Annotated in this window: 17 protein-coding genes and 1 riboswitch; of the genes, 7 read left to right on the top strand and 10 right to left on the bottom strand. The window is 56.3% G+C overall.

The window, feature by feature from the left end:
- Positions 1 to 172 precede the first annotated feature (172 nt).
- Complete coding sequence (locus F1C16_RS14790; protein ID WP_185281399.1) at positions 173 to 2,404, bottom strand: radical SAM protein; 2,232 nt, start codon at positions 2,402 to 2,404, stop codon at positions 173 to 175.
- 99 nt (positions 2,405 to 2,503) lie between these two features.
- On the opposite strand from F1C16_RS14790, the gene F1C16_RS14785 reads away from it, so the two are divergent.
- Positions 2,504 to 3,073, top strand: coding sequence for a hypothetical protein (locus F1C16_RS14785; protein ID WP_185281398.1), 570 nt, complete (start codon positions 2,504 to 2,506; stop codon positions 3,071 to 3,073).
- Positions 3,074 to 3,211: 138 nt separating this feature from the next.
- Here F1C16_RS14785 and F1C16_RS14780 read toward each other — a convergent pair whose 3' ends face one another.
- Both F1C16_RS14780 and F1C16_RS14775 read right to left on the bottom strand, forming a co-directional pair.
- Complete coding sequence (locus F1C16_RS14780; RefSeq protein ID WP_185281397.1) at positions 3,212 to 3,784, bottom strand: AraC family transcriptional regulator; 573 nt, start codon at positions 3,782 to 3,784, stop codon at positions 3,212 to 3,214.
- On the bottom strand, positions 3,781 to 4,140 hold the full coding sequence (locus tag F1C16_RS14775) for a hypothetical protein (protein WP_185281396.1): 360 nt from the start codon (positions 4,138 to 4,140) through the stop codon (positions 3,781 to 3,783). Before F1C16_RS14775 ends, F1C16_RS14780 begins: the two co-directional genes overlap by 4 nt.
- A 123-nt stretch (positions 4,141 to 4,263) precedes the next feature.
- On the opposite strand from F1C16_RS14775, the gene F1C16_RS14770 reads away from it, so the two are divergent.
- Positions 4,264 to 4,545 carry a hypothetical protein gene (locus F1C16_RS14770; RefSeq protein ID WP_185281395.1) on the top strand — a complete coding sequence of 94 codons (282 nt, stop codon included), beginning with the start codon at positions 4,264 to 4,266 and terminating at the stop codon, positions 4,543 to 4,545.
- Positions 4,546 to 4,649: 104 nt separating this feature from the next.
- Here F1C16_RS14770 and F1C16_RS14765 read toward each other — a convergent pair whose 3' ends face one another.
- Positions 4,650 to 5,771 carry a DUF5074 domain-containing protein gene (locus F1C16_RS14765; RefSeq protein WP_185281394.1) on the bottom strand — a complete coding sequence of 374 codons (1,122 nt, stop codon included), beginning with the start codon at positions 5,769 to 5,771 and terminating at the stop codon, positions 4,650 to 4,652.
- 26 nt (positions 5,772 to 5,797) lie between these two features.
- Entirely contained in the window at positions 5,798 to 7,777 is a 1,980-nt protein-coding gene (locus tag F1C16_RS14760) for a TonB-dependent siderophore receptor (protein ID WP_185281393.1), read from the bottom strand.
- 140 nt (positions 7,778 to 7,917) lie between these two features.
- Positions 7,918 to 8,150, bottom strand: a riboswitch (cobalamin riboswitch).
- 150 nt (positions 8,151 to 8,300) lie between these two features.
- Here F1C16_RS14760 and F1C16_RS14755 point away from each other — a divergent pair.
- Positions 8,301 to 8,909: a DNA-3-methyladenine glycosylase gene (locus F1C16_RS14755; RefSeq protein ID WP_258048918.1), complete on the top strand. Its 609-nt coding sequence runs from the start codon at positions 8,301 to 8,303 to the stop codon at positions 8,907 to 8,909.
- Positions 8,910 to 8,918: 9 nt separating this feature from the next.
- Here the strand turns inward: F1C16_RS14755 and F1C16_RS14750 are convergent, their stop codons facing one another.
- Together F1C16_RS14750 and F1C16_RS14745 are read right to left on the bottom strand one after the other, a co-directional pair.
- On the bottom strand, positions 8,919 to 10,154 hold the full coding sequence (locus tag F1C16_RS14750) for a class I SAM-dependent methyltransferase (RefSeq protein ID WP_185281392.1): 1,236 nt from the start codon (positions 10,152 to 10,154) through the stop codon (positions 8,919 to 8,921).
- A gap of 27 nt (positions 10,155 to 10,181) precedes the next feature.
- The gene (locus tag F1C16_RS14745) at positions 10,182 to 10,790 is read right to left on the bottom strand and encodes a hypothetical protein (RefSeq protein WP_185281391.1); all 609 of its coding nucleotides are present in this window, start codon (positions 10,788 to 10,790) and stop codon (positions 10,182 to 10,184) included.
- Between the two features lie 264 nt (positions 10,791 to 11,054).
- On the opposite strand from F1C16_RS14745, the gene F1C16_RS14740 reads away from it, so the two are divergent.
- Together F1C16_RS14740 and ahcY are read left to right on the top strand one after the other, a co-directional pair.
- Positions 11,055 to 11,759 carry a DUF4397 domain-containing protein gene (locus F1C16_RS14740; RefSeq protein WP_185281390.1) on the top strand — a complete coding sequence of 235 codons (705 nt, stop codon included), beginning with the start codon at positions 11,055 to 11,057 and terminating at the stop codon, positions 11,757 to 11,759.
- Positions 11,760 to 11,829: 70 nt separating this feature from the next.
- Positions 11,830 to 13,158, top strand: a complete 1,329-nt coding sequence (ahcY, locus tag F1C16_RS14735; protein WP_185281389.1) for an adenosylhomocysteinase — start codon at positions 11,830 to 11,832, stop codon at positions 13,156 to 13,158.
- A gap of 101 nt (positions 13,159 to 13,259) precedes the next feature.
- Here ahcY and F1C16_RS14730 read toward each other — a convergent pair whose 3' ends face one another.
- The 3 genes from F1C16_RS14730 to F1C16_RS14720 all read right to left on the bottom strand — a co-directional run bounded on the left by F1C16_RS14730 (position 13,260) and on the right by F1C16_RS14720 (position 15,714).
- Positions 13,260 to 14,300, bottom strand: coding sequence for an LLM class flavin-dependent oxidoreductase (locus F1C16_RS14730; protein WP_185281388.1), 1,041 nt, complete (start codon positions 14,298 to 14,300; stop codon positions 13,260 to 13,262).
- Between the two features lie 76 nt (positions 14,301 to 14,376).
- The gene (locus F1C16_RS14725; protein ID WP_185281387.1) at positions 14,377 to 15,246 is read right to left on the bottom strand and encodes an SDR family oxidoreductase; all 870 of its coding nucleotides are present in this window, start codon (positions 15,244 to 15,246) and stop codon (positions 14,377 to 14,379) included.
- A 141-nt stretch (positions 15,247 to 15,387) separates the two neighbouring features.
- Positions 15,388 to 15,714, bottom strand: a complete 327-nt coding sequence (locus F1C16_RS14720) for a DUF805 domain-containing protein (protein ID WP_185284350.1) — start codon at positions 15,712 to 15,714, stop codon at positions 15,388 to 15,390.
- A 120-nt stretch (positions 15,715 to 15,834) separates the two neighbouring features.
- On the opposite strand from F1C16_RS14720, the gene F1C16_RS14715 reads away from it, so the two are divergent.
- Together F1C16_RS14715 and F1C16_RS14710 are read left to right on the top strand one after the other, a co-directional pair.
- The gene (locus tag F1C16_RS14715; RefSeq protein ID WP_185281386.1) at positions 15,835 to 16,614 is read left to right on the top strand and encodes a glycosyltransferase family 2 protein; all 780 of its coding nucleotides are present in this window, start codon (positions 15,835 to 15,837) and stop codon (positions 16,612 to 16,614) included.
- Positions 16,595 to 17,641 carry a glycosyltransferase family 9 protein gene (locus tag F1C16_RS14710; protein WP_185281385.1) on the top strand — a complete coding sequence of 349 codons (1,047 nt, stop codon included), beginning with the start codon at positions 16,595 to 16,597 and terminating at the stop codon, positions 17,639 to 17,641. Before F1C16_RS14715 ends, F1C16_RS14710 begins: the two co-directional genes overlap by 20 nt.
- The last annotated feature ends 13 nt before the right edge of the window (positions 17,642 to 17,654 follow it).

Below are 17,654 nucleotides of genomic sequence, written 5' to 3'. Positions count from 1 at the left end.
GAATATATAGCCTAGAAGCAAGGAAATAGCCCTGTTGAGCTTGCGTAGCCTGTGTATAAGGTGGCTTTGGGCTAACCAGAATAGTAGTAAAGCGTCGAATGTCGCGGCTAGGCACGTGCGGCTAGGTCCGGAATATCTTCCGGGCAAACCTCGGGCGTACTAATGCAAGTGCTTAGATCAGCAGCAGGCCCTTCTCCCGTAGCAGTTGCCAGGTAGGCGACTGTAAAAAAGCCTCAAACGACTGACCAGCTTCTACTGGGAAGGTAGCCGCCACCTCTTTGAGTAGCTGCTTAGTATCATAATCAGTAGTGAGGCGAGTGAGCAGCGCGTGCAGCCAGGTACCGAGGGTGGGACTAGTCTTCAATTCAAAGTCCTCAGCCTGCTCGTAGAATGTGAGCACAGCCCGGGAGCCTTTTTTACCGGCTTCCTGACGTAGTTCGGGTGCGTTGCCCAGCCAGAATAGCCGGTTGTTTTGCCGGGCAAAGTCGGGTTTGCCCGGCTCTTGCAACGCCTGCTGAATAAGGTGGCGCGTTACGGTAGGGCGGGGCGTCTTGAAATCAAACCAAAACTGCAATGGCTCGTGTAAGGCCACGCCGTGCATATAATTATAAAGCGCCTTAGCCAAGCCGGGGCCAAACTGTTCGTGGTCGGTACCGGTAGGGTCGTCGTGCCAAAGGTCATTCCACGCAAAAGGGCCGGGCTCGGGGCCAATGGCCTCTACCTGATACTTTGCCGGATTTTTGCCCACAGGCGAGTGCGCCGTCATGGAAAAGCGGTGCCAATAACCGCTTTGCACAATACCCGCTCCAAACAGCTGCCGCACCACTTCCAGCGAATCCACCGTTTCCTGCGCCGACTGGGTAGGGAAACCATACATCAAATAGGCGTGCACCATGATGCCGGCCTGCGTGAAGCCGTCCGTCACGCGGGCTACTTGGGCAATGGTCACGCCCTTTTCCATAAGGGCCAAGAGGCGGTCGGAAGCCACTTCCAGGCCGCCGCTCACGGCAATACAGCCTGAGGCAGCCAGTAGCCGGCATAAATCGGGCGAGAAGGTCTTCTCGAAACGGATATTGCCCCACCACGTAATGCTCACGCGTCGGCGCAACAGTTCCACGGCCAGGTCGCGCAGGGCCAGGGGCGGGGCGGCTTCGTCTACAAAGTGAAAACCCGTTTGGCCCGTCTGGGCAATAATTTGCTCAATGCGGTCTACCAATAAGGTAGCGGGTGCCGTCTCGTAGCGCGAGATGTAGTCGAGCGTTACATCGCAGAAGGAGCAGCGCTTCCAGTAACAGCCGTGGGCAATGGTGAGCTTGTTCCAGCGGCCGTCACTCCAGAGCCGGTGCATGGGGTTCAGCACTTCAATCACCGAGAGATACTCAGCGAGCGGCAAATCGGAGTAGTCGGGGGTGCCTACCTCGGGGTGCGGAATGTCGGGGAAAGGCTGATTGACGTATTCGACTTCACCAGCCGCATTACGCAGGAAAGTGCGCTGGAAGGGTAGGGGGAGCGATGCTTCGGCAGGCTCAGCATGGCTGTCTTGTTGACCTATTTCTTTACCCAAATACTCCAGCAGCCGTAGCCACGGCCCCTCGCCATCGTCCAGTGTGAGGTAGTCGATGTAATCGAAAAAGCGTGGTTCCTTCAACTGGCGTAGTTCGGTATTAGGGTAGCCGCCGCCCATCAGGGTTTTGATGCGTGGGCGCAGATGTTTGGCTCGGCCTGCCAGCCGCAATGCCCCGTATAAGTTGCCCGGAAACGGCACCGAGAAGCCCACCACATCTGGCTCCACGCGGGTCACCAGCGCATCCAGCAACTCTTCCAGCATTTGATCCAGCAAGTTGGGCGCAGCTTGCAGTGCTTCGTGCAGCGGATCGAACGAAGTAGCCGACATGCCCAGCTTCTCGGCGTAGCGCGAAAAACCAAATTGCGGCCCTACTGTCTCTTTTATCAGGTCGCCAAGGTCTTCGAGGTAGAGCGTGGCCAAATGGCGAGCCTGATCAGTGAGGCCCATCGTGCCGAAAGCGCTTTCCAAATCGGCCACGTTATCGAAGCGGCTGGCTTCGGGCAAGTAGCGGGCGTGGCAGATGCGCGGCGCTAGGGTAGTATCCTTATTTTGCAGAAAGCGGATGACCGGCCCAATAGTAGTGAGGTAGCTGCGTTGCAGGCGCACCATACGGCGAGCGTTGTCGCTCAGCTCAAAACTACCCTGCTCTATAGCCGCAAAAACCCGCTTCAACCCTTCCTGCGAAAACAGCTTCAACACTAGTTCCAGCCCTAGGTCGGCCTGCGTAACCTGGTAGCCGCGCCCCACCAGAAAGCCTTTGATATAGGCCGTAGCCGGGTAGGGCGTGTTCAGCTGCGTAAGCGGCGGGGTAATAAGGAGAATGCGAGGACTAGACACGGCGGCAATAACCACCAAGCGGCGGTAAAGGTGCCCACAAAGATACGGCGCGGTCTATTGTTCTTACTTTAGAGTGCGTCAAATCAACTCAGTATTACTGTGTTCAATTTCCCCCAACTTCTGACCGCTTTACCTGCTGATGTGGCATTGGAGAAGCTGCGAAACGGCGAATCGCTCCAATACTATCATATTATAGGAAAGCTGGATCTGCTGCAATTATCAACCGACAATACTTATTGCTTCCACTCCATTATCATATTACACTGTGAGGTAGACGACTTATCTGGCGTAGTGCTTTCATATGAGCGACCGATGATACTGAGCTACTGCCATTTTCACCGGGCCGATTTCATATTTGCTTACTTTGTGGGTGGCTTACTTATTGAAGAATGTGTGTTTTATAGCTACCTGAATTTCTCGAGCGGCGGTCATAACAAGCCTGGTTTTCCAGTACGCCTGTTGCGTAACCTATTTAAAGGATTCGTGAATTTCTTCGACTGTTGGTACGAAGGTGAAGTACATGTGGAGTACAACATAATTAAGCAGGGTACCAATTTGCTTGGTGCGCCTCACAATATTCCGGTAACGTTTGATATACAGCCAATTATTCAAAAAAATGTTGGAAATTTATATTGTGCAGATGAAGGCTCATCCTTTAGCGATAGGTGAGACAGAGCCTAATCTGTAGAGTATTATAGATACAATACACGGAAGCCAAGATTCATATTAGATAGCCATCAAAATAAAACCGGCGGGATAGGAGAGCACAGCTCCTACCCCGCCGGTTTTATTTTGGACAGTTCCGTGTTACCCTACCTTGTCTAGCGACAAACGCTTGGGCATCAGATCACGGCGGAATTCGCTCACGGAGCGGCCCGTTACCTGGCGGAATTGGTTGCTCAGGTGCTGGCCCGAGCTATAGCGCATTTGGTCAGCAATTTCGCTTAGGGTCATTTCGCCGTAGCTCAGCATCTCCTTCACGCGTTCAATCTTGAGGCGGATCAGGTATTTCTCGATGGTGAGGTTGGCGGTGCGCGAAAATACCTTGCTCAGGTGCGAGTAGGTAGCCGCAAAACGCTCCGTCAGAAAGGCCGAGGTGGTGAGGGGCATCCGGGCGGTGCGCAGGTGCTCCAGGTACTCGGTCAAGGACGTTTTAATTTGCTCGGTGAGCTGTTCAGCCCGCCCAGTGAGCACGTCAAACCCCGCTTCTTGCAGGATAGGTGCCACGGCGGTAGGGTCGGCCGGGGTAGTACGGTCAAGCTGAGCCTGGCCCAGGGTTACTTCGGTGGGCCGGTAGCCGGCTTGTTCCAACACAGTGCGTACGGCGTCGATGCACCGGGGGCACACCATGTTCTTGATGTGTAAGAGTGTAGTTTTCACGGGTGTCGTTTTTGGCTGGATCGAGAGGCAGTTCGGGTAGGTGTACGCGCAGACGATGGTGAGGTTGAGGCAGATGAACGACGAGCAGCAGTTTTTGTGAAGGAGTCGGAAGTCCACTCCTTGCCAAACCAACTACGGGCAGCCCAGTTCACAAACGGTACGATGCCCAAAAAAGTGACTGCCAACAACCAGAAAAATACGAAAAAGGCGGAAAATAGTCTAGCAAAAAAATGATTCTCTACGCCAAAGGTGTAGCCAATCAGCAGCAGGGCCAGCAACAGGCTCACGCCAGCCAGGATGCCAGCTTGCCGTCGCAAACGCAGATAAGGAATAGAAGAAGTGAGTGTACGGGCCATAAGTGCAAAGCAACGGACTACAAATATATCATTACCTGGCACTTCGGAAAGAGAACGAAAACCGCGGCGGCCTTCCGCCGTACCATTACTTTCTCCTCGCTGATTTTTTGCTTTCCCTACCTCATGAAAACTCTTTCGACCCTGCGCCTGCTGGCCGCCACGTTGTTTATTTCCTCTGCTACTCTGCTGGGCGCGTGCAGCACCGGCACCGATAATGCTGATACGGACGTAGAGCGCGGCGCCGCCAAAGACTTCGGTCAGTCCGACGCTACTCCCGGCCGCGACTTGGACTCTATGCCCTCCACCCGCGCCATTCCCGACACGGCTGGTCAAAAAACCATCGAGCAGCAGTACGATCAAACCCTGCAAGCCACCGACCACAACCACGACGGTAAAGCCGATTAAGCATACTTCGTGACCATTTTATAAACTACGACGGCCCCGTACAAACCTGTACGGGGCCGTTTTAGCGATAGGCCACCTAGGATAGGGTGGGTAGGATAGCGCTCCTAATTATAAAACACGAAGCTGTTGGCGCTGGTACCAATAGTGAAGGAGTCGATAACCTGGCCAGTGGTCTGGTAGCGGAAGAAACGAGCCGTGCCCGTGAAGTTTTCCGGCGAGCCATATATTAGGCCCGTGCGCGGGTCTACATCAAGCCCGTAGAAACCACCCCGGCGCTGAAACAGCGGCGCAGTAGGTAGGGCGGTATCCGTAATGCTCATGCGGTACACGCCGCTTTGGCGACGGAAAAATAGCTGGTCTTTCGCGCCATTAATACGCAGGCCGCCGGCCTGCTGGCCCGCCGCAAAGCGCAGGGTAGCCGTCACAGCGTTGGTAGCCGGGTCTATCCGTACCAAGCTGCCCGGTACTGTTACGATGGGTGCGTAGGGAGGGGTAGAGCTGTAGGTGCTCTGACCGGAGCACATCACCCACAGAGCATTGTTCTTATCTACTACCATGCTAGCCGGGCTATCGGCTACGGTAATGGTGGCTTCCACTGAATCGGTTAGAGTGTTGATGACACTAACGGTATTGCTGCCGTTGTTCGACACAAACAGCTTGTTGCCTACCACAGCCATTTGCTCGGGTTGTTTTCCTACCGGAATAGTTTTGGTTACTTGATTGGTAGCCAGGTCAATCACACTCACGCGGCCGTTCGGTACATCGTAATTTACCGTTTGCGACACATATCCTTTTTTGTTGCTGGCAGCGAAGTAGCGGGGTAGGATGAGGCGTGTAACGGTATCGGGAGCTACGGGGGCTTTGGCAAAGATGTCAATCGTCGCCTGATCATTGAAATCAGGTAGAGATACTACTTCAACCTTATTGCTGTTATTCACCACAATGTAGCCTAAGTTGCCAACTACTGTCATCGACTGCGCCACATCACCCAGAATACGGTTGTTCACGGAGCGGAACAAAGCGGCATTGGTAATAGCACTTACACTACTGTTGAAGCCCACTATCTCGGAATTAGACCGCGTGAAGTTGCCTTCCTGCACGATAAACACATTGCTACCGGCCGGCGAGGCGTCATTGTCGTTGTCTGGGTCGCAGCTCCAGAGAGTCAGGCCGCTGGCCAGTATGAAGGCCGTGCGGGCACTGAGGGAAAGAAAACGTTGTGTCATATAAAAGAAAAGTGTGAAAATTAGAATCAGCGCCAGCTCACGCGCAGGCTCAGCACGCCATTGCGCGGGGGCATGGCGCGGGCTTCGTAGCTGTTATAGGTGAGGTTAGTAAGGTTGAAGCCCTGCACCAGCGCGGTAAGGCTCCAGGTGCTGCGGGTAGTGAAGGTGTAGCCCAACGACCCACTTAGCAGAAAGTAGGAGGGTAGGAAACTAGTAGCCGAAGCATCGGTGTAGCGGAAGCTGGTGAAGGTGCTCTGCGTGAGCAGTTGCCACCCGCGCCAACTCTGGCGCGTGGTGAACGCCACCGTGTGTAAGGGCACATAGGGCAATTGCACACCCACTGGGTCAGGGTCGAATGTGTAGCCACTCACCTTCTGCGACTGGGTATAGGCGTAGGCCGCCCGCGCCGTGAGGGTGTAGCGCCCCGGCTGCCAGCCCAGTTCCGAACTCAGCTCTATCCCCTGCGCTCGCACCCGGCGTAGGTTGCGCGGCGACCAGTAGCTTACCGTGTCGCTGGGCAGCCACTGCACCCAGTTGCGCACCTGTTGGCGGTAGGCCGTCAGTTCCGTCACCAGCGAGAGGGTAGGAATAGGCTTGAAAGTGTGCTGCACGCCGGCCTCGTAGCCCAGGCTGGTTTCAGGCAGCAGGTTGGGGTTGCCGCCGGGGCGCCAGTATCGCTCGTTGAGGGTCGGCACACGGTAGCTGCGGGCTGCGCTGCCTTTCAGCACCAACGTATGGGTGTCGTGTTGCCACACCTGCCACTCGCCGCCCAGGGTAGGAGCCAGTGGCGGCCGCCTACCCGGAATAAACGCTTGTCGGATATTGGCCGTGAGGCGGAGGGTAGACATAGGGTCGTATCGCACGAGAGCGTAGCCCGAGAAGCGGTTTTCGGTGAGGTCTTGGCCGTAGCCATCTACCCGTGCGGCAAAGTGCTGCGCCTCGCCGCCTACCCGCACGCTCAGGTTGGAGCGGAGTTGTAGGCTGTGGTCGACCTGTATTTGGCTGGTGCGCACCCGCGAGTTGCTCTGCGCCACGGTGTTGCTTCGGTAGTTCAGAATATCCTCAAACCACGCCATGCGCACGCCCGTTTCGTGGCGGCCGGCCACGTGGCGGTAGCCGGCAAACAACCGACGGCTCTGGTCGCGCTCCTGGGCATTGTCGTTAGCGGCCCCAATAGCGGGCTGAATGCGGCGGTCGGCGTCTGTCAGCCACACGGCGCCCATCAGCTCTCCGTGCTGGCCCAGGCGCATGGTAGCATCTTGGGTGAGGCTCCATTGCCGGTAGGCGGCGTTGGTCTGCCGGCGTTCCACCAAGCCGTCAATCGTGCGCTCCTGGTAGGGAAAGTCGTTTTGTCCTTCGCGGTAAGAAGCAGCCGTGCGCAAGGCCAGCTTCTCGTTGCTGAAGCTGTTCTCAACGCTACCCGCCCGCATTCCATAGTTGCCCACATCGGCCTGCGCCTGCCCGCGCCACCCCGCTCCCCACTGCACCGGCGACGACAGCAGCACTGTGCCCCCCAAAGCGCCATTGCCGTACACCGCGCTGGCCGGCCCGGGCTGCACCGTAATGCGGGTAGCCCCATTCACGGGTAGCAGGGCAAAATCGGCTTCGCCCAGGGTAGGCAGGTTGATGTTGAAGCCGTTCCAGAGCACGGCCGTGTGGCGAGCCGAGGTGCCGCGCAGCGTGATGGACGACAGCTGCCCCGGCCCGTAATTCTTCAGATAAATGGGGGTAAGCCGGCTCAGCGCCTCGGCCAGCGTGCCCGCTGGCAGCTGGTTAACAGCCACCGAATCGAGGGTAGTGCGGCGGCTGCCCACAGCATAGCGGCTCAAGCGGGCGGCCTCTACTACAGCCGTGGGTAGCAAATGGGGTGTGGCAGCGCTGGTATCAATGGGTGCGCGCTGGGCCTGCACTGCTGCGGTTGGCAACAGGCTTGCTGCCACCGCCAGCACGCGTAACGTGCGGGTAGGGGTGGAAGAAGTAGCGCGTAAAAAACGTATCCGAACCAAAATTTCCGGGGTAGGAAAAGTCAGTTCAAAACTCCGCTGCGAGCCGAAACCCGCCACGTAGCCGAGGCCGAAAACAGAAAAAACCGGGAGGCCGAGGCCGCCCGCTGCATTCGTTCTCCGCCCTTCCACCGAAGGCGCTGAACATGGGGAAACGTAGTGGCAGGTCTCCTGGCTTGCTTCGGGCACATCGCCTTCCCATTTCTCCGGCTAAGTTTCGTGATCGAAACCTGGCGTTCTGCGAAACAGTGGCAGCTGCGTGATGCGCCCACTCTCGAAGCGTACAGTTGCGGGGACAGCTCCGGCCTTGAACCGGATTCCCTTTTCAGCCTCGCCCCGCATTTAGGGTCCGGCCACCGCTACGCCACAAAGATACTGTCTGAACCACGGATTCGCTCGGATTTTTCGGATTACACGGATTTCGTGGATGGGGCTGTTAGAAAGCTCAGGATGACAGGGTAGGCGATGGGCGAAAAAAACTCTCGTTCACAAAAATTCGTGTAACCCTCAATATCCAAACGAATCCGTGGCCAATATAATTTCAGCCGCTTTCTTCCAGCGCCCCGACCCTACCCTAATTGCCCGCGAACTTCTGGGGAAGTACGTCTTCTCCCGCATTGATGGCGAGCTAACCGGCGGCCGCATCGTCGAAACGGAAGCCTACTCTCACGAGGGCGACAACTCCCTCACAATGCACCTGAAGCGGCGCGGCCAGCACGGACAGGCGCTATACGAGCCGGGCGGCCGCGCCTACCTCTACACAGTATATCAGCGGCACACGCTGTTCAACATCGTCAGCAACGCCGCCGATATTCCTAATACTGTCCTGATTCGCGCCATTGAGCCTACCGTGGGCATTGATACGATGCTCCGCCGGCGCGGTCTAGCGGCCATAGCCCGCAACCTGACGGCCGGCCCTGGCTTGCTCACGCAGGCGCTAGGCGTCACACCCGCCCTCACCGGCACCGATCTGCAGGGCGAGGTGCTTTGGCTGGAAGACCACGGCGAGGACGTGCCCGACACGCAGGTACGCGCTAGCGCCAGAGTAGGGCTGGCCTACGCTGGCGCGGAGGCGGCTGGCCTACCTTGGCGCTTCCGCATCAAGGATAGCCAGTGGACCAGCCCGGCCAAATAGTACGGTATACTAAGCCAATTGGGTAGCCGCTACTAGCTCTCCACTCCAACGCTTCACCTTTTCGCACACCAATACCATTAGGCGGCCCCGCAAATCGGTGGTAGCAAACAAATAGATGTGGCCGCCCTCCCGGATGCCGGTGCGTTGCCGGAACACGGCTACCGTATCTGGGAAATTGCGGGTAGTAACGTGTGCGCGCGCTTCGGAGCCAAGGTAGGGTAGGAGAGCATCGGCATCGTAACGCTCCACCGCCTGAATGCGGAAGATTCGACCCGGAAAGTCCGCACGCAGGTCGTCGGCCATATACAAGTGGCTGTGCTGGTGCAGTTTCAGTAGCTCGAAGGCATTGCCGATGCTACGGAACGCTCCTGCTTTCAGGATGGCCGCGTTGGGTTCGTAGAGGTACTGCCCCGTCTGCGGCTCGGCGTAGCGCGATATGGCGCGGGCTTCCCGGGCGCGGTTCAGGCGGAACTCCTGCTGCTCGCCGGCGCGGGTCAGGTTCACGGCGTAGCGCTCGGGGTCTACGGCGGGTTCTTCACCTAGCTCATACAGCACCTCCTTACACTCGTTATCCACAGCCAGTACCCACAGCCGACGCACATGCTTCAATTCCTGAATGGCTAGCTCAATATCGAGCATGGGTGAGGTTTTGAGCAGGATGCGCGGTGCCTTGTGCAGCAGTAAGGGTAGGATACGTAGCACATCCGGCTCGCAGTCCTGCAACCGGAAAATCTTGCGCGAGGCGGTGTCGCGGCGGGCCGGATCGAGGTAGAGCCAGTCAAACGTATCCGGTGTGCTTTTTAAAAATGACAGGGCATCAGTGGTGTGGTAGTGCACATTGCGCACACCTAGCAGACCCAAATTGTACTGCACCACCTCGGCTAACTGCGGATTTCGCTCCACATAGTGCACCTCGGCTACGTGGCTGGCAAAGTAGCAGGTATCTACACCGAAGCCGCCCGTGAGGTCGGCTAAGCGTTGCCCGCCAACCAACTCGGCCTTAAAAGCTGCCGTGCGGTCCGACGAAGCCTGCTCCACCGACAGGGCCGGCGGAAAAATCAATTCGGGGTTTTCGGCCCAGGCGGGCAGCTTGGTGCGCGCCTTTTGGCGGGCCTGAATCTGGCGAACCAGCTCGGGGACGGGGAGTCCCGGAAAGCGGCGGGCCTGCAACGCCAGCTGGGCCGGGTCGTGGTGCAGGTGGTCGGCTACATACTGCCGGGCCGCCGCGGGCAACGGATATTCCATGCCCCTATCTACGCAAAAACGGGCAAATTAGTGCAACTGCCAGCTCAACGCCAGCAAAGGCCGGCCCGTAGCAGTGGCGCTCATGCCTACTGTAGTGGGGCGGTAGCGCTGCCAGAGGGCACCGTGCCGCGCTGCGGGGAACATGCTGTTGTGTGTTTCTACTGCCCGCAGCAAGTGGGTGTTGGTGTTACGCGAGATGAGCACATTAGCTATCAAGCTGAAAACGGCCACGCCTGCGGCCACCTTTTGGGTGTTGTTGAAGTACTGCCGCTCGTCGCCGGCTAACACTTGCTGACCATATAGCGCCACAGAGCCAACAAACACCAGTCGCTCGGCCAAATGCAACGACTTCTGTCGGCGGTAATCGTTAAGAAATTCCAGCGCCTCGGAATTGTCGGCCAAGTAGGGGCGAAGCTTCTGCCCGAAATAGCCCGCGTTGCGGTAATTGGTGCTGGTATCGGTGGCAAAGTAAAAATTGGTCTGCGGCCCGTTCAGACCTCGGTTTTTATCCTCGGGGCTCAAGCGAATATATTGCCCCATAGGGGTAGGCTGCTGCGCATACGCCTGAGAAAACCCCAGTAGAAAAAAGAACAGCAGAGCAATGCGACGGCAGATCGTCGTAACAGAGAAGCGCATAGATGCGACAATAAAAAGTACCTAGACAGAACTAATTTGGCTTGTTAGCAAAAAAGAGTCCTATTTTTTTGTCGAACACTATTCCGGACTGATTCGTTCTGTACGCGGCGACGACGACTGTCTACACTCGCTTTAAATAGCTTTGCAGAGGCCGTTTACCGCACTGTATGGTTTTGCAGAAGACAGTAGTTTAGTACGCATATGCGACTATTTGCTAGTAATCTGTTTTCTTTAGGAATTTATATCCTTATAAAAACAATAAGCATGACACATATTCTATTTCCTGCATCACGTTGCGGGGCACTGTTGGCACCGGTTCTACTGATTTTGGCTGGCTGTAACGATGCGGAAAACACGCCAGCTGCTGGTAAGCTCAACATTGTACACGTGGCTTCTGCTGTACCAACTTCCGTGAATGCGCGGGTGGATGATCAGACTGCAAAGTCTCTCTATTATGGTCAGAGTACCGGATATACTGAGCTAAGCGCCGGGGCGCATACATTGGAAGTTGAAGCTGCTTCTACCCCATCCAACCTAGTGAGCGTGCCGCTCACGATTAACAGTCGGAAATTTCACTCAGTGTATATCTACAATAGCAGCCCTACCCAGGTAGCGGCCTTGAGCCTAACGGATGATCTGACGATTCCTTCGGCTGGCAAAGCGCACTTGCGTTTTATTAATCTGGGATATGAAGCGCCGCGTATTACGCTGACTAATAGCAAAGCAGGTACTTCCCCCTATGCCCCGGACGTTGCTTTCCGTAACAATACCGGCTTTTTGGTAGTTGATCCTGATACTGTAACGTTGCGTGCCGTGCAACCTGGAGGCTCTGTAGTGGCTACTACCTCCCAGCCTTCCATTTTGCGGGCGGGCAAGCTATACAATGTAGTGTTGCGTGGGGCCGCGGCTACGGCTACCACGCCCGGCTCGCTGGCGCTGAGTGTAGAGGAACTGCAACCCGCAAACTAGCAGAACGTCATCTCGAAATTCCCCAACAACTTGGCTACCTTTGTGGTTGAAACGCCAAATTACCTGCATCATGCTTGATACAAACCCAACCACGGCGACGACCTACGTCCCCTATAAAGTAAAAGACATTTCTTTGGCCGAGTGGGGCCGCAAGGAAATTCGCTTGGCTGAGGCTGAGATGCCAGGCCTGATGGCGCTACGTGAGGAGTATGGCCCCTCGCAGCCGCTGAAAGGCGCCCGCATTGCCGGCTGCCTGCACATGACTATCCAAACGGCCGTTCTCATCGAAACCCTGATTGCTTTGGGCGCCGATGTTACGTGGTCGTCGTGCAACATCTTCTCTACCCAGGACCACGCTGCTGCAGCCATTGCGGCCGCTGGCATTCCGGTGTATGCCTGGAAGGGCATGAATGAGGAGGAGTTCAACTGGTGCATCGAGCAGACGTTATACTTCGGCGAAGAGCGTCAGCCCCTGAACATGATTCTGGACGACGGCGGCGACCTGACCAACATGGTGCTGAACCAGTACCCCGAGTTGGCCGCTGGCATCAAGGGTATTTCGGAAGAAACTACCACGGGCGTGCTGCGCCTGCTGGACCGCGTGAAAGCCGGTACCCTACCCATCCCCGCCTTTAATATTAACGACTCCGTTACCAAGTCGAAATTCGATAATAAGTACGGCTGCAAAGAGTCGGCTGTGGATGCTATCCGCCGCGCTACCGACGTGATGATGGCCGGTAAGGTAGCCGTAGTGGCCGGCTACGGCGACGTAGGAAAAGGTACCGCTGCCTCGCTGCGCGGCGCTGGCGCTCGCGTTATCGTGACGGAAATTGACCCTATCTGCGCCCTGCAAGCCGCCATGGATGGCTACGCGGTGAAGAAAATGGTAGACGCCGCCCCCCAGGCCGACATCATCGTGACGGCTACCGGCAACTGCGACATCATCACGGAGGAAATCTTCCGCTCGCTGAAAGATAAAGCCATCGTCTGCAACATCGGCCACTTCGATGATGAAATCGACATGGCGTGGCTTAACAAGACCTACGGCAGCACCAAAGACACCGTAAAGCCGCAGGTAGACCTATACAACATCGACGGCAAAGAGGTGATTATCCTGGCCGAAGGTCGTTTGGTGAACCTGGGTTGTGCCACCGGCCACCCCTCGTTTGTAATGTCGAACTCATTCACTAACCAGACGCTGGCCCAGATTGAGCTGTGGACCAATGCTGAGGCGTACGAGAACCAGGTGTACACCCTCCCCAAGCACCTCGACGAGAAAGTAGCCCGCCTGCACCTCGCTAAGATTGGGGTAGAACTGGACGAACTGCGTCCCAAGCAAGCCCAGTACATCGGCGTAGATGTGGAAGGCCCGTTCAAGTCGGATCTGTACCGTTACTAGAAAATAACCAGTGCTCAAACAAAACCCCGCCCGGTGCTATACCGGGCGGGGTTTTGTTTGTATGATATGTTAAGAAGCGGTTCGGCAACCAGGAAAGTAATTTATACCATTACTCCCAGCCGCTCACGCACTACTGGTGCTACCTCCTTACCAAACAACTCGGTGGAGCGCATCACTTGTCCGTGCGGCATTCCCTCCAGCATCAGCTGTCCGATAAAGCGAGTGTTGTTGAAAAGTTGACTGATATACAGCAGCTTGTCGATGATTTCCTGCGGACTGCCTACCAGCAATGGTCCCTGCGGACCACGCAAGTGGTCGAACTGCGCCCGCGACATGGGCGACCAACCCCGCTCACGGCCGATGCGGTTCATCACGGTAGCGTAAGCCGGAAAAAACTCGTCGGCAGCCTGTCGGGAGTTTTCGGCTACGTGAAAGTGGCAGTTGAGGCATAACGGTAGGGTAGCCGGGTCGTGGCCGGCCTGCTGAGCCGCTTGGCGGTAGAGGTCGGCAAAGGCCACATACTGCGCTGGTGCGCCGCCCAAAATAGCAATGGTGAGGCCTAGGCCCAGCGCGCCGGCCCGTTGGGCGGAAGCCGGCGTGCCGCCTACCCCAATCCAGATGGGTAGGCGCGGTTGCACCGGGCGCGGATACACGCCTTTTTGCGCGAAGCTAGGCCGGTGCTTGCCCTGCCAGCTCACAATCTCCTGCTCGTTGATCTTCAATAGAAGCTCTAGCTTTTCAGCATACAGCGCGTCGTAGTGCTTCAAGTCGTAACCAAAAAGCGGAAACGACTCAATGAAAGAACCACGTCCTGCAATAATCTCAGCCCGACCATTCGAGATAAGGTCGACAGTAGCAAAGTTCTGGAACGTGCGCACCGGATCGGCCGAGCTAAGCACGGTAACGGCGCTGGCCAACCGGATGCGTTGAGTAGTGGCGGCCACGGCCGCCAGCACCACCTCCGGCGCCGACACCACATAATCGGAACGGTGATGCTCACCGATAGCCAGCACATCTAGCCCTACCTCATCAGCTTGGCGACCCAGGGCCAATATTTCCTGCATGCGTTGTTGGGCGGCGTAGTCTTGGCCAGCTACGTGGGCTGGTGCTACTTCGCCAAAAGAGCTAATGCCTAATTCCATGAGTTCAAATAAACAAGTGAATGTAGAAGCAAGCGACTAGCCGCCCCAAATGTTTCGAGGGGTAAACGCTTGCTGCCTACTCCAAAAAGTGCGTACTCGTCAGCTCCTCGCTGATTTCCCACAGTCGTCGGGCGTTCTCCGGGGTGTTGAAGGAGTGCTTCACTGCTTTGGTCTGCTTCGAATCGTAGTAGCCGCCGCTGATGTCGGCCACCGATGGATCGGAGGCCAGAAAGATGCTGGTTTGCGCGCCCTGCTCCGGCGAAATCATGAAAGGCCGCGCTACCAGCATGGCCACGGCCATTAGTCCGGTGCTGTCGCCGCCGAAGCTGCTGGCTACGGCGCCGGGGTGCAGTGCATTGGTGGTCACGTTACGGATGCCGTGGCTACGTAATCGCCGCGCCAGTTCCTGCGTGAACATAATATTGTAAAGCTTGGTATTGCTGTACACGCGCAATGCGCTGAAGTTCTGTTCCGACTGAAAGTCAGCCAGATTAGGCTTGGCAAAGTGGTAGGCCTCCGATGCTACGTTCACAATACGTGCGGCGGAGCTTTCCTGGAGCATAGGCAGCAACAAGCTAGTTAGCAGAAATGGCCCTAAGTGGTTTACTACCATGCCCATTTCGTAGCCTTGGGCGGAGGTTTCGCGCTCTTTCTTGGGCAATAATCCTGCATTATTTACCAGTACATCTAGGCGAGGGTAGGTGGCTTTGAACTGGGAAGCGGCTTTGCGCACTTGGGTCAAGTCGGATAGGTCGGCCAACAGAATGCCTACCCGGTCGTGGCCGGCGGCGGCCACAATGTCGCGGCGGGCTTGCTCGGCTTTTTCAGGATTGCGAGCTAGCAGTATTACGTAGGCGCCTTGTTTAGCGAGTTCCTGCGCCGTAATCTGCCCAATACCGGAGGTAGCCCCCGTCACGAGTATGGTTTTGTCTTGTAGAATAGGCATGAGCATTTAAGCTAGGTTAGAATTCTTCATATACGCATCACAGCATGAAATGCTGAGTAATAAATGGAAACCGCTAGCCCTACTAAACCACAAGACCAACCCAGAAAGGTTGGTCTTGTGGTTTAGTAGAGTATTAGATAGCTAGATAAGATGCATCTCCATAGCTGTTTGCTTGGGGTCAGGACCAAAACGATTCGGACCATTATCGCCCGGTGCAAAAAACATCCAAATACTATAAAAAGGAATGATCTGAAAGAAACCAGTATTATCCCGGTCATGGCATCTTTTAGCTCCTTGTGCCAAGCTAAACCAAGCCAAAGGCAAGAAAAGGAAGCCTACTATTGGCATATCGGCTTCACTGACAAGGAAGGAGATAATCAGTAAGCCAACGTAGTAAAGTAACTGACTAACAATATATTCTTTACGGCGGATGCGGCCATTAAAGGAAAAGCATCTTTGAACATACAGGAAATGATTAGGTTGATTATATAAAATAAGTGCAATTAAGCTAAAGCCCTCAAATCCTGCAATTGCTGATGAAGTACGGTAGAAGGTGGTAAAGAAGTAATCCGGATATTTGCCGTGCTTATGTCCATTACGCTCTCGGTTGTCATCATTACCTTCAACGAGGAAGCCAACATTGCTCGCTGCCTAGAAGCCGTACAAGGCGTGGCCGATGAGGTAGTGGTGGTCGATTCTTACTCCACCGACCGCACGGTAGCTATCTGCGAGGAGTACGGAGCCCGGGTTATACAACACGCGTTTGCCGGCTACGTGGAGCAGAAAAACTACGCTACCGGCCAGGCCCAGTATGATCACGTGCTGCAACTGGATGCCGACGAGGTATTGACCGACGAGCTGCGCCAGAGCATTCTACAAGTGAAAGCCAGTTGGCCGCCCGTGGCAGGCTTCACCCTCAAGCGCCTCACCAACTACTGCGGCACTTGGGTGCGCCACGGCGGCTGGTACCCCGACCGCAAGCTACGTCTCTACGACCGGCGCCTGGGTAGCTGGCAGGGTTTGTTGCTGCACGAGCAGTTCATTGAAAAACCGTTTCAGTCGGTAGGGGACCTGGCGGGCGACCTGCTGCACTACTCGTACGACTCGGTAGAGCAGCATGTGGCGCAGCTGAACCGTTTCACCAGCATAGCAGCCGAGGAACTGGCCCTACGTGGCAAAACCCGCGTTACGCCCTTTCAGTTGGTGCTGAAGCCTATCTGGAAATTTGTGCACGGCTATGTACTGCGGTTGGGTTTTCTGGATGGCTTTGCCGGCTTGAGCATCGCCACTATCTCGGCCTGGGGTGTATTTTTAAAATTTGCCAAGCTGCGTACCCGTGCCTCTACCCATGAAAACCTTCCTCATTAGCCGCACCGATGCCATTGGCGATGTAGTGCTCACGCTACCCGTAGCAGGTTGGCTGAAGCAGACGTTTCCAGAGTGCCGAGTGGTACTGCTGGGGCGTACCTACACGCTACCCGTAGCAGATGCCTGCCCTTGGGTGGATGCGTTCCTCAACTTCGACGAGCTATTGACGCTTTCAGTGGCCGAACAAGTACAGCAACTCCGGCAGGTGCAGGCCGATCTGGTAGTACACGTTTTCCCAAATAAGACAATAGCCCGATTGGCCCGGCTAGCTAATATTCCTGTGCGGATAGGCACCCGCAACCGTTGGTTTCATTGGTTAACATGTACGAAGCTGGTGGCTCTGAGCCGCCGTAACTCGGTATTGCACGAGGCACAGCTCAATCTGCACCTGCTAACCCCCCTGGGCTACTTTCCCGATTTGCCGTTGAGCAGGGTAGGGGAGTGGGTACGCTTGCAACCGCAGGTAGCGCTGCCCGAGCCCATACAAAAATCGTTACGCGAACGTCGGCCAGGTCAACTCAACGTTATCCTACACCCGCGCAGCCGTGGAAGCGCCCGCGAATGGGGATTGCCTCACTTCGGTGAGCTGGCTCGACTGCTCCACGCAGCGGGGCATCGCGTATGGGTAACGGGCACCGCCGCCGAAGGTGCGGAGCTGGCTGATTGGCTACAAGAACATCAATCCTACCTAGCCGCCGACCTCACAGGCCAGCTTAGCTTGCCGCAGCTTATTGCCTTCATCGCCGCCGCTGATGGACTGGTGGCGGGTAGTACGGGCCCGCTGCACCTAGCCGCCGCCCTAGGCCGCCATGCGTTGGGTCTCTACCCACCCATCCGGCCCATGCACCCCAGCCGCTGGGCTCCCTTGGGCCCCCACGCCGGCTATATGGTCTTCAACCGCCCCGATTGCTCGGACTGCCGCAGCCAACCTGCTGCCTGCACCTGCATCAAAGCCTTGCTACCTATGCAGGCACTAGAGCGGGTAGCAGATTGGCAGCCATTGCCAATAGCTGATAAAGTTTTGTAAGCATTTGCTGCGT

Source organism: Hymenobacter sp. NBH84, assembly GCF_014217645.1.
GTDB classification, from domain to species: domain Bacteria; phylum Bacteroidota; class Bacteroidia; order Cytophagales; family Hymenobacteraceae; genus Hymenobacter; species Hymenobacter profundi.
The sequence above is the reverse complement of the archived record's forward strand: the minus strand, read 5'-3'. Positions and strand labels throughout refer to the sequence as shown.

Excerpts from the sequence above, each read along its gene's own strand:
- F1C16_RS14775 (WP_185281396.1), bottom strand. The coding sequence starts at position 4,140 with ATGGCCCGTACACTCACTTCTTCTATTCCTTATCTGCGTTTGCGACGG.
- F1C16_RS14770 (WP_185281395.1), top strand. The coding sequence starts at position 4,264 with ATGAAAACTCTTTCGACCCTGCGCCTGCTGGCCGCCACGTTGTTTATT.
- F1C16_RS14765 (WP_185281394.1), bottom strand. The coding sequence starts at position 5,771 with ATGACACAACGTTTTCTTTCCCTCAGTGCCCGCACGGCCTTCATACTG.
- F1C16_RS14750 (WP_185281392.1), bottom strand. The coding sequence starts at position 10,154 with ATGGAATATCCGTTGCCCGCGGCGGCCCGGCAGTATGTAGCCGACCAC.
- F1C16_RS14745 (WP_185281391.1), bottom strand. The coding sequence starts at position 10,790 with ATGCGCTTCTCTGTTACGACGATCTGCCGTCGCATTGCTCTGCTGTTC.
- F1C16_RS14740 (WP_185281390.1), top strand. The coding sequence starts at position 11,055 with ATGACACATATTCTATTTCCTGCATCACGTTGCGGGGCACTGTTGGCA.
- ahcY (WP_185281389.1), top strand. The coding sequence starts at position 11,830 with ATGCTTGATACAAACCCAACCACGGCGACGACCTACGTCCCCTATAAA.
- F1C16_RS14730 (WP_185281388.1), bottom strand. The coding sequence starts at position 14,300 with ATGGAATTAGGCATTAGCTCTTTTGGCGAAGTAGCACCAGCCCACGTA.
- F1C16_RS14725 (WP_185281387.1), bottom strand. The coding sequence starts at position 15,246 with ATGCCTATTCTACAAGACAAAACCATACTCGTGACGGGGGCTACCTCC.
- F1C16_RS14715 (WP_185281386.1), top strand. The coding sequence starts at position 15,835 with ATGTCCATTACGCTCTCGGTTGTCATCATTACCTTCAACGAGGAAGCC.
- F1C16_RS14710 (WP_185281385.1), top strand. The coding sequence starts at position 16,595 with ATGAAAACCTTCCTCATTAGCCGCACCGATGCCATTGGCGATGTAGTG.